13 protein-coding genes and 1 pseudogene are annotated in these 11,018 nt (G+C 32.0%); 12 read left to right on the forward strand and 2 right to left on the reverse strand.

The window, feature by feature from the left end; genetic code table 11:
* Positions 1-12: 12 nt before the first annotated feature.
* Together BTM19_RS08495 and BTM19_RS08500 are read left to right on the forward strand one after the other, a co-directional pair.
* A complete protein-coding gene (locus BTM19_RS08495; RefSeq protein WP_081224897.1) occupies positions 13-420 on the forward strand; it encodes a phosphate-starvation-inducible protein PsiE in 408 nt (135 codons plus the stop codon).
* Between the two features lie 90 nt (positions 421-510).
* A complete protein-coding gene (locus tag BTM19_RS08500) occupies positions 511-1,038 on the forward strand; it encodes a GNAT family N-acetyltransferase (protein ID WP_038678195.1) in 528 nt (175 codons plus the stop codon).
* 341 nt (positions 1,039-1,379) lie between these two features.
* Here BTM19_RS08500 and BTM19_RS08505 read toward each other — a convergent pair whose 3' ends face one another.
* Positions 1,380-1,646 carry a zinc ribbon domain-containing protein gene (locus tag BTM19_RS08505; protein ID WP_029377581.1) on the reverse strand — a complete coding sequence of 89 codons (267 nt, stop codon included), beginning with the start codon at positions 1,644-1,646 and terminating at the stop codon, positions 1,380-1,382.
* Positions 1,647-1,840: 194 nt separating this feature from the next.
* Between BTM19_RS08505 and BTM19_RS08510 the strand changes: the two genes are divergently transcribed.
* The 7 genes from BTM19_RS08510 to BTM19_RS08540 all read left to right on the forward strand — a co-directional run bounded on the left by BTM19_RS08510 (position 1,841) and on the right by BTM19_RS08540 (position 8,902).
* A complete protein-coding gene (locus BTM19_RS08510; RefSeq protein WP_029377580.1) occupies positions 1,841-2,866 on the forward strand; it encodes a hemolysin family protein in 1,026 nt (341 codons plus the stop codon).
* 55 nt (positions 2,867-2,921) lie between these two features.
* Positions 2,922-3,989, forward strand: coding sequence for an NAD(P)H-dependent flavin oxidoreductase (locus BTM19_RS08515; protein WP_029377579.1), 1,068 nt, complete (start codon positions 2,922-2,924; stop codon positions 3,987-3,989).
* Between the two features lie 318 nt (positions 3,990-4,307).
* Positions 4,308-5,156, forward strand: a complete 849-nt coding sequence (locus BTM19_RS08520) for a DUF72 domain-containing protein (protein ID WP_029377578.1) — start codon at positions 4,308-4,310, stop codon at positions 5,154-5,156.
* A gap of 10 nt (positions 5,157-5,166) precedes the next feature.
* On the forward strand, positions 5,167-5,991 hold the full coding sequence (locus BTM19_RS08525) for a sulfite exporter TauE/SafE family protein (protein ID WP_029377577.1): 825 nt from the start codon (positions 5,167-5,169) through the stop codon (positions 5,989-5,991).
* Between the two features lie 21 nt (positions 5,992-6,012).
* Positions 6,013-7,332 (forward strand): bifunctional metallophosphatase/5'-nucleotidase, encoded by a 1,320-nt coding sequence (locus BTM19_RS08530; RefSeq protein WP_029377576.1) that lies wholly within the window; start codon positions 6,013-6,015, stop codon positions 7,330-7,332.
* An 80-nt stretch (positions 7,333-7,412) separates the two neighbouring features.
* Positions 7,413-8,354, forward strand: a complete 942-nt coding sequence (lipA, locus tag BTM19_RS08535) for a lipoyl synthase (protein WP_029377575.1) — start codon at positions 7,413-7,415, stop codon at positions 8,352-8,354.
* A gap of 164 nt (positions 8,355-8,518) precedes the next feature.
* Entirely contained in the window at positions 8,519-8,902 is a 384-nt protein-coding gene (locus tag BTM19_RS08540) for a YutD family protein (protein ID WP_029377574.1), read from the forward strand.
* 217 nt (positions 8,903-9,119) lie between these two features.
* On the opposite strand, the gene BTM19_RS08545 is transcribed toward BTM19_RS08540, so the two are convergent.
* Entirely contained in the window at positions 9,120-9,386 is a 267-nt protein-coding gene (locus BTM19_RS08545) for a DUF3055 domain-containing protein (protein ID WP_029377573.1), read from the reverse strand.
* Between the two features lie 144 nt (positions 9,387-9,530).
* On the opposite strand from BTM19_RS08545, the gene BTM19_RS08550 reads away from it, so the two are divergent.
* From BTM19_RS08550 to BTM19_RS08560, 3 genes and pseudogenes are all read left to right on the forward strand, one after another.
* Entirely contained in the window at positions 9,531-9,962 is a 432-nt protein-coding gene (locus BTM19_RS08550) for a DUF86 domain-containing protein (protein ID WP_029377572.1), read from the forward strand.
* A gap of 5 nt (positions 9,963-9,967) precedes the next feature.
* Positions 9,968-10,747, forward strand: a complete 780-nt coding sequence (locus BTM19_RS08555; protein ID WP_029377571.1) for a TIGR01457 family HAD-type hydrolase — start codon at positions 9,968-9,970, stop codon at positions 10,745-10,747.
* Positions 10,748-10,757: 10 nt separating this feature from the next.
* Positions 10,758-11,018: pseudogene (locus BTM19_RS08560) on the forward strand (D-glycerate dehydrogenase); the annotation flags it as partial.

The raw sequence follows: 11,018 nt of genomic DNA on the forward strand, positions 1-11,018 counted from the left end.
CGGGGAAGTTTAATGGTAAATAATAAAAAGAATGCTGCAGAAATCTTTAGTATGTTTTTAATGTTAATATTAAATATGTTTATTGCAACAATAGCATTAATATTGGTTATCTTTCTATTTAAAGAATGTATTAGCATGATTAATGAGATATTTATAAGTAATAGTAATGTTCAATATGATTATATGATTGAAAAACTTTTAATCTCATTCTTGTATATTGAGTTTATACTATTAATTGTTCAGTATTTTAAGAAAAATTATCACTTTTCAATGCAATATTTTATTTATGCTGCAATCACAGCAATTGTGAGATATATTATTGTAGATCATCATAGTGGGTCTACAACGATTGGCTTAGCCATTGCTATTATAGTATTGGTATTTTCACTTTATTTTTTAAAAAGATTCTCATTAGATTAACTTATTTCTAACATTTAAACATTTTTAATTTTGAGAATAACAAAATGCAATGAATTAATATTTTCTATTTTTTGAGGGGAGTCATAAAACGTGGCAGAGCAAAGATTTGATGAGATAGAATTAATACGCGTTAAAAAGGATGAATTCGAAGCTTTCAAAAAACAATCTTCATTATCATTTTTGAAGGGTCTCCAAGCAACTTTCCCAGAACAAGAATATCCAGAAAATTTTGCACCGATCCCATCAGAACAAGATTATAATGAATCTTTTTATTCAGATAATCCTCATATTTATTATTTTTATTTAAATGGTAGGAATATTGGTGGTGCTATCTTTGAAATTAATAAAGAAAATAAAAGAAGTCATGTCGATACATTATATATTAATGATAATGCACATGGCCAAGGGATTGGAACTAAAGTTTGGAAAGCGATTGAAAATCATTTTCCAGAAACTAAAGTTTGGGAGTTACATACACCTTATTTTGAAAAGCGGAATATCCATTTCTACATAAATAAATGCAATTTTCATATCACAGGATTTTATAAAGAGATGTTTGATGTGAATGGCGTGCAAAAAGAATTTGAGTTCTTTAAATTTGAAAAAATTATGAGCTAAGTTATTTAAAATTGTAGAACATTAGCTTTGCGTAAAAAGGGGTTTTTTAGTAACACTACTATTATATTATTTAACTATAACAGCCTAAACAAAGGGAGTAATCGAATGAAATCAAGTTAACCGTTATGATTTCGTGCGTTCACTCTCTTTTTATATTCCAAATTATAAAAGAGAGTGTTTAAAATAAAACAGCCAACAGTTTGAGAATTTATAAAATAATATTTACTAAGACTGAACTGACTATGTGTTTGATTATAGTTGTTTTTAACTTAAGAGTAATTTTGTGAAAGTGGCTTAAATAAGTCAATTGATTTGGTACTTTTGCATGCTATTCATGTGTGTTATTTCCAGCGATCTAACTTGGCCATGAATTTTTTAGTATACATTTTGTTTAAAAAGAATTTTTGTATTTTATTCATGTCTGATTCTTGAAATCTTTTTAGATTATACTCGTACATATCATCAAATCCAAGGTTCAAAGTAAATGAACCATTTTGATAACAATGATGACAATATTTTTCTGCGGCTGAACCATCACTTTCTGTTCCTGCAGGCGTTTTTTTATCTATAGGCATTCCACAACTTTGGCACTGCGTTACCTTAGCCATATGAACAACTCCATTTTTATAATATTTTTCTTATCATAACATATTTATTTGTATGTAATAGTTATTAAATATGACTTTTTTATTGAGCGGCAATGTATCATAATACAAGAACAATGCGTTTATAAAGTTGTTAAAGTGGGAAATAATATGAAAGTGAATTTATTAATAAAGCTTATTAAAGGAGTCATGAATTTATGGTTATTGGTATAATCATACTTTTGTTTGCTTCATTTTTCTTTTCGGGAAGTGAAACTGCATTAACTGCTGCAAACAGGATGAAAATACAAACAGATGCTCAAGAGGGAAATAAAAAAGCGGGGAAATTATCAAAATTATTAACAAAACCAAGTGAATTTATCACTGCAATACTGATAGGAAATAATATTGCTAATATTATATTACCTACATTAGTTACAATATTAGCAGTAGATATAGGTTTAAATGTTGGGATTGCAACAGCAGTAACAACAGTAGTAATCATTGTTATATCAGAAGTGATTCCTAAGTCAATTGCAGCTACATACCCAGATAGAATTTCACGCTTAGTGTATACACCTATATCGTTTTTCGTCTTAATATTTAAACCCATTACAATAATTCTTAATGGTATTACTGATACAATTAACCGATTTTTATCTAAGGGACAGGAAGAGCAACAACGATATTCCAAGGAAGAGATTAGACAGATGGTAACCATTGCTGGTAGTGAAGGCGCATTTAATGAGATGGAGCGTAATCGTATTCAAGGAGTTATGGACTTTGAACAATTAAAGGTTAAAGATATTCACACAACTCCTCGCATAAATGTTACTGCCTTTCCTTCAGATATTTCGTATGAAGAAGCTTATAATACTGTCGTTTCTAACCCATATACACGTTACCCTGTTTATGGTAACGACATCGATCAAGTTATAGGTATTTTTCATTCTAAATATTTATTAGCATGGAGTCGTGAACCTGAGAATAATATTTTAAAATATACATCCGAGCCCTTATTTGTAAATGAGCATAATCGTGCTGAATGGGTATTGAGGAAAATGACAGTTTCACGTAAACATTTAGCTATTGTTTTAGATGAGTATGGTGGTACGGAAGCTATTGTTTCTCACGAAGATCTTATTGAAGAAATGTTAGGTATGGAAATAGAAGATGAGATGGACGAAGAAGAAAATGAAAAACTAGAGGAACAAATGAAGGCGTATCATAAAAATAATAAATGATTTTAATCGTTATTTAATAGTGTTATTTTGTTAAAAAGACAAAGGGGCAGATTAAATGAAATTATCGTCTAGAGTTACTAAATTATTAAATATTAAATATCCAATTATACAAGCTGGCATGGCAGGATCTACCACGCCTGAATTAGTAGCGACAGTGAGTAATAGTGGTGGATTAGGAACGATAGGCGCAGGCTATTTTAGTGCAGAGAGACTGGAAAAAGAAATCACTCATGTACAACAATTAACTGACTTACCATATTCAGTAAATTTGTTTGTGCCTAGTGATAAGTTATTTATTCCTGAAAAAGTGGAGCATATGAACGCTTGGTTGAAACCGTATCGCAGAGCGTTAAATATAGATGAGCCTATTATAAATATAAGTGAAAAACAGCAGTTTGAAGACACGATTGATATCGTGATTGAAAAGGGAGTGCCTGTAGTTTCCTTTACGTTTGGCATTCCTGAACAATCAATACTTAGCAGATTAAAAGAGAGAAACATTAAAGTTATAGGAACGGCTACAAGTGTGGAGGAAGCAATTGCTAATGAAAGTGCAGGTATGGATGCTATCATCGCTCAAGGTAGTGAGGCAGGTGGGCATAGGGGAGCTTTTACAGAGACGAATAGCAATCATACACCTCTCATAGGTACGATGTCACTCGTACCTCAAATTGTTGACCAGGTGAGTATACCTGTTGTTGCAGCAGGCGGTATCATGGATGGCAGAGGTATGGTAGCTAGTATAATTTTAGGTGCTGAAGGTATACAAATGGGTACGGCATTTTTAACATCAGAAGAAAGCGGTGCAAGCCAACTTTACAAAAACGCAATCCAACATAGTAAAGAAACTGATACTGTAGTTACAAATGTCTTTACTGGTAAACCAGCGAGAGGTATAGATAATGAGTTTATTCATAAGATGAATGAATATAATGACGATATTCCAGATTATCCAATACAAAATCAATTGACTAGCGCAATTCGCAAAGAAGCGGCTCGAGAGGGTAATGAGCAGTGGACACACTTATGGAGTGGTCAAAGTCCTAGATTGGCACAATGTTCGTCGGCATCTACATTGATGGAACGTATTGTACAACAAGCCAAGCAACTATTGAATCAGTAAATAACTATAAATATATGACAAACGCAATAAGAAAATTATTTATTAACTATATTTTAGGTCAAAAATAATTTAGTGAATAGTGTTTTTAAGAAATGAGGAGTAGTATAAATTGAAATCAACTTTAAACTTTTGATTTCAATACTACTTCTCATTTTTTATTAAAATAATACGTACTATAACTAGTATGTCTTTATCTATTTTTATAATACATTTGAAAAACCATAAAGTATTAATATTTACTTTTTTAAGTTATAGTAAATTGAATTTAATCAAGTGAATCCATTAAAACATATATGGTATCATTAACTTGGTGATACTATGATAAATATAGGATTAACAGGTTGGGGTGACCACGATTCGTTATATGAAGACTTGCAGCGTAAGACGAATAAATTAGCTACATATGCAAGCCATTTTCCAATCGTAGAATTGGACGCAACGTATTACGCTATTCAACCTGAAAGAAATATTAGAAAATGGATAAAAGAAACACCCGATAGATTTAAATTTATAGTGAAAATACATCAAGCATTAACTTTGCATGCAGACTACCATGATTTTGCTGAGACAAGACAAACTTTGGTAGATCAATTCAAAATGATGCTTCAACCATTAAAAGATGAGAATAAACTTGCGATGGTGTTGGTGCAATTTCCACCTTGGTTTGATTGTACTGTTCAAAATATTACTTATATTCGCTATATCCGTGCACAATTGGTAGATTTTCCTGTATGCGTAGAATTTAGACACCAATCTTGGTTTAATGAGTCTTTTAAAGAAGAAACTTTGTCGTTCTTAACACAACAAAATATTATTCATGCAGTTTGTGATGAACCTCAAGTTGGTCAAGGTTCTGTACCGATGATTAACCGCATTACAAATGAAACTGCATTTGTACGCTACCATGGGAGAAATGTACATGGATGGACTAAAAAAGATATGACGGATGATGCATGGAGAGAAGTAAGGTATTTATATGATTATAGTGAACAAGAATTAAAAACATTAATTGATAAAGTGAAAGTCCTAGAACATAAAGCCAAAGATATTTACGTCGTTTTTAATAATAATTCTGGTGGACATGCAGCCCAAAATGCTAAAACTTATCAACGTTTATTGGGCATAGACTATCAGGGGTTAGCGCCACAACAATTAAAATTATTTTAGGAGCGATTGGATGTTGACAGTAATATTATTGATTTTAATTGGTGGTTTATCAGCAATTTTAGGATCATTAGTTGGTATTGGTGGAGGCATAATTATTGTACCTACATTGGTTTATTTAGGCGTTGACAATGATTTGCTTGAAGGAATAACACCTCAAATCGCTATAGGTACCTCATCAGTTATATTAATAGTAACTGGATTATCTTCAACGTTGGGGTATTTGAAAACAAAACAAGTTGATGTGAAAAATGGCTCGATATTTTTATTTGGTTTGTTACCTGGGGCGCTAATTGGTTCTGTAATAAGTCGTTACTTAACATTAGCATCTTTTAACTTGTATTTTGGTTTGTTTTTAATATTAGTAGCAATTTTACTTGTAATTCGAAAGAAAATAAAACCACTAAAAATTTTTGCTAAAGCAAAGTATGAACGGAGTTATATTGATGGTTATGGCAGACAATATTTTTATCATGTGCCGCCTTTAATTTCTTTCATAGCAACATTGTTTATTGGTATATTAACAGGATTACTAGGCATAGGTGGTGGCGCATTGATGACGCCACTGATGTTAATTGTATTTAGATTTCCACCACATGTGGCGGTCGGTACGAGCATGATGATGATCTTCTTTTCTAGTGTTATGAGTTCAGTAGGCCATATTGCACAAGGTCATGTGGCATGGTTATATGCAATTGTGTTAGTATCTGCAAGTTATTTTGGAGCGAAGATCGGTGTGAAAATTAACCATTCGGTAAAGTCAGAAACCGTTGTAATATTGCTGCGTACAGTAATGCTAATTATGGGTATATATTTAATAATTAAATCATTTTTATAAAATAAAGGGAGGGAACTATAGATGAAATTAACAATTTATCATACAAATGACATACATAGTCACTTGCATGAATATGCACGAATTACAGAGTATATGACTCAAAATAGACCAAAACTAATGCATCATTCACTATATTTAGATATTGGCGACCATGTTGACCTTTCTGCACCCGTCACTGAAGCAACTATGGGTATAAAAAATGTCGAATTATTAAATGCGGCACATTGCGATATCGCTACGATTGGTAATAATGAAGGTATGACAATCTCACATGATGCATTAAATACTTTATATGATAATGCAACATTCGATGTAACCTGTGCGAATGTCTTTGATGAACAAGGACAGTTACCGCGTAATATGTCATCATCATTTATAAAAGTTATAGACGGGGTTCGCATACTTTTTATTGCAGCTACAGCTCCATTCACTCCTTTTTATAGAGCTTTAGATTGGATTGTTACAAATCCTTTAGAAGCAATTAAAGATGAAATAAAAGCTAACGAAGGTGCTTATGATTTACTTGTGATTATGAGTCATGTCGGTGTATTCTTTGATGAGAAATTATGCCAAGAAATTCCAGAAATTGATCTGATTTTAGGTAGTCATACACACCACTATTTTGAAAATGGTGAGATTAACAACGGTGTTTTAATGGCTGCAGCAGGAAAGTATGGACATTTTTTAGGAGAAGTTACGTTAGAAATTGAAAATAATAGCATAATTAAAAAACAAGCAATACTTCATCCTCTCGATACGCTACCAGAAGTTGAAACTCATTTTGATGAAGAAGGGAAAATGTTGTTAAATGATTCAGTGATTGATCATCCAATTTCTTTACCTAGAAGAACAGATACTATTACTCAAACGGCTCATATTTTAGCAGAAAGTGTTTTTGAATTTACGAATGCAGATTGCACAATTATTAATGCGGGGCTCATTGTAAATGGCGTAGAGGCAGAGCGTTTAACTGAATATGATATTCATCAAATGTTACCTCATCCAATTAATGCTGTGCGTATTAGATTAAGTGGACAAGAGTTGAAAAATATAATAATTAAAAGTCAAAAACAAGAATATCTTAATGAACATGCACAGGGTCTGGGTTTTAGAGGTAATATTTTTGGTGGCTATATTTTATATAATTTAGGATTTATTGAATCTGAATCACGTTACTTTATAAATGGCGAAGTAATAAATGATGACGAAACGTATATATTAGGAACGATAGATATGTATACGTTTGGACGTTACTTTCCTACTTTAAAAGATCAGTCTATAGATTACTTGATGCCGGAGTTTTTAAGAGATATTTTCAAAGAAAAATTATTAGAATACTAAAATATGACTTTATACGTTTTAATTTACCTGAATTTTCGTTATAATGATTAGAGATTTCAAATCAGGAGGATTGTGCGGTTATGGCTACTAAAAATGAAGAAATTTTACGTAAACCAGATTGGTTGAAAATAAAGCTGAATACTAACGAAAACTACACTGGTCTTAAGAAAATGATGCGCGAAAAGAATTTACATACAGTTTGCGAAGAAGCAAAGTGTCCAAATATACATGAATGTTGGGGAGAACGTCGTACAGCTACGTTTATGATTTTAGGTGCAGTGTGTACACGTGCATGTCGTTTCTGTGCAGTTAAAACAGGGCTTCCTAATGAATTAGATTTAGATGAGCCAGAGCGTGTGGCAGAATCTGTTGAATTAATGAATTTAAAACACGTTGTTATTACAGCTGTGGCTCGTGATGACTTAAGAGATGCAGGATCAAATGTATACGCTGAAACAGTGCGTAAAGTGCGTGAGCGTAATCCATTCACATCAATAGAAATCTTGCCTTCAGATATGGGTGGAGACTATGATGCTTTAGAAACTTTAATGGCGTCAAAACCAGACATTTTAAACCATAACATCGAAACAGTCCGCCGTTTGACGCCGAGAGTTCGTGCTAGAGCAACTTATGATCGTACGTTAGAGTTCCTAAGACGTTCTAAAGAATTACAACCTGATATCCCAACAAAATCAAGTCTTATGGTTGGATTAGGTGAAACACACGAGGAAATTTATGAAACTATGGATGATTTACGTGCTAATGATGTTGATATTTTAACGATTGGTCAATATTTGCAACCTTCACGTAAACATTTAAAAGTTGAAAAATATTATACGCCATTAGAATTTGGTAAACTAAGAAAAATAGCAATGGATAAAGGATTTAAACATTGCCAAGCAGGACCACTTGTAAGAAGTTCATATCATGCCGATGAGCAAGTAAATGAAGCGGCGAAAGAAAAACACCGTATTGGTGAAGAACAACTTGGTACAGAAATAGGTAAGCATTTAAATAAATAAGTTAATTAAAGACTTAGTTCATTTATTATAGTTGTGCTGATGCGCAATATCAATGAGCTAAGTCTTTCTTAGAAGTAAAATATAATTACATACAAGTCAAAGAACTATTTATTAATAAATTAGTGGATAATAGTAATTTGATGCGTTTAGATTAGGTGAATGACATGATAAAGTTAAATGGACAATTTTTTGAAATCATCGAAGATTATAGAGAATGTTTTGATGAAGAAACATTTGTAAATCGCTATTCTGATATATTAGATAAGTACGATTTTATTGTTGGAGATTTTGGTTACGATCAACTGAGGTTAAAAGGTTTTTATAAAGATTCTAATAAGAAAGCCGAATTAAGCAAACGCTTTTCAACAATTCAAGATTATTTATTAGAATATTGTAATTTTGGTTGCCCGTACTTTATATTAAGACGTATTCCAGAAGCAGAGATGAAAAATTATGTAGAGTCAAATGACATAGTTGAAACGGATCTTGAAGAAGATAAGCTACATGATGTTAAAATAAAACCTAGTATTCAAGATACTGAAAAATAATGATTTTGCTTATTTAATATTGTTTGAAAAAATTTGGCACACTAATAGAAAAGTCTCGCTAAAAAAGCAACTTTATTCAAAAAATGAATAAAGTTGCTTTTTAATTATGGTGTAGAAGGGGATATATTCGCATAGAATTGAATTACTATCATTAATATAAGTATTTTTATTTAGCTAAGGTTTATTGCGTTGATAATCTTTGCATACTAGTGTCTATTTATTGAATAACCTCATTAAGGTATTCTGAAATTTCAGTACCTTCTTCTTCATTAACGCCTAAGATGTGGGCTATATAACCTTCTTCTTCTAAATCGTCGGTACCTATTATACCAAATTGATTCGTTTGCATATTTAATACAATCGTTTTACCGAAGTGACGGTTTGTTTGGACTAACATTAGGTCATAGCGACTATGTTCACCAACGAAACCAACAAATTGCACCTGAGCAGATTCATCATCGTCATAAAGATACATATCAATCACTTTGAAACACTCCTTACTTCTTCTATTTTTTAAATCTAATTACTATAGATATTTAATTTAGTTAAAAAGTCTTAATTTACAGTATAACCATAAATGAATTCGACTGCAAAGGTATGGTATGATGAGATTGATAGGGGTGAAAAGATGTATTTCGTGAATAAAGATCAATTAAATACAAAATTAAATTACTTGCAACAACTTATTCAAGATTATCCGCAAAACAAAGATAATGCTTATGCATTTGAACGCATAGCACAAATGTTCATTGAATCAGCAGTAGACATTGGAAACATGATTATTGATGGTTTTATCTTAAGAGACCCAGGAAATTATAAAGACGTAATAGATATCTTAGCTTTAGAAAAAGTGATTTCAGAAGATACTCAAAATCAAATCAATAAAACTGTAGATGTCAGAAAACGATTTGTTCATTATTATGATGAACTTGATACCGCTGAATTAGTACCACTTTTTGATGAGTCGGTATCTTATTATCAAACATATATAGAAGAAGTTATACAATTTTTAAAGAATGAAAATGTACCAGTAACAGCATTTGGCAAAAAAGGAGAATAAGTAGTATGAAAAAATATCAAGCTTACCTAATTGATTTAGATGGTACTTTATATAAAGGAGATGAACATATAGATGGTGCATCTCAATTTATATCATATCTAAATCAATATGAAATTCCACATTTATATGTAACTAATAATTCTACTAAAGAGCCAGAAGAGGTAGCTGCAAAGTTAAATAAAATGGGGTTAGTCGCACAAGCTGATGAGGTTGTTACATCAGCGTTAGCTACTGCAGAATATATTGCTGAGGAATCTCCAGGTGCAAGCGTATATATGCTAGGTGGTAGCGGATTGAAACATGCGTTAACAGATAAAGGATTAGTAGTTAAAGAAGATGAATTTGTAGATTATGTTGTTATTGGTTTGGATGAGGCCGTTACCTATGAAAAATTAGCAACTGCTACTTTAGGTGTCCGTAATGGTGCGAAATTTATTTCAACTAACCAGGATGTATCTATACCAAAGGAACGTGGCTTTTTACCTGGAAATGGAGCGATTACAAGCGTGGTCACAGTATCAACTGGTATTCAACCTACATTTATCGGTAAACCTGAACCAATTATTATGAAAAAAGCGCTAGACATTTTAGGGTTAGAGCGCTCAGAAGTTGCAATGGTCGGTGACTTATATGACACGGATATAATGTCGGGAATCAATGTGAATATTGATACGATTCATGTGCAAACAGGTGTAACAACTAAAGAAGAAATTGAACAGAAGCCAGTTCCTCCGACATATACATTTAAAGATTTAAATGACGTTATCAAAGAACTCGAAAGTTAGGAGTGATTGAATGGAAAAAATCATTGTAAGTAGAAGTATTCCACAACCATTTATAGATCAATTAGAGGCTATTGCACAAGTTGAAATGTGGGATGAATCGTTAATACCAATGCCAAGAGATCAATTTCTAGAGGCTATTAAAGATGCAACTGCTTGTTTGATTACTTTAAGTGAAAAAATAGATAGTGAAGTTATCAAAGCTGCTCCAAATTTAAAAGTGATTGCTAATATGGCAGTTGGTTTTGATAATATAGATGTACCTCTTGTACAT

Origin of the sequence: Staphylococcus xylosus (assembly GCF_002732165.1) — a bacterium.
GTDB classification, from domain to species: Bacteria; Bacillota; Bacilli; order Staphylococcales; family Staphylococcaceae; genus Staphylococcus; species Staphylococcus xylosus.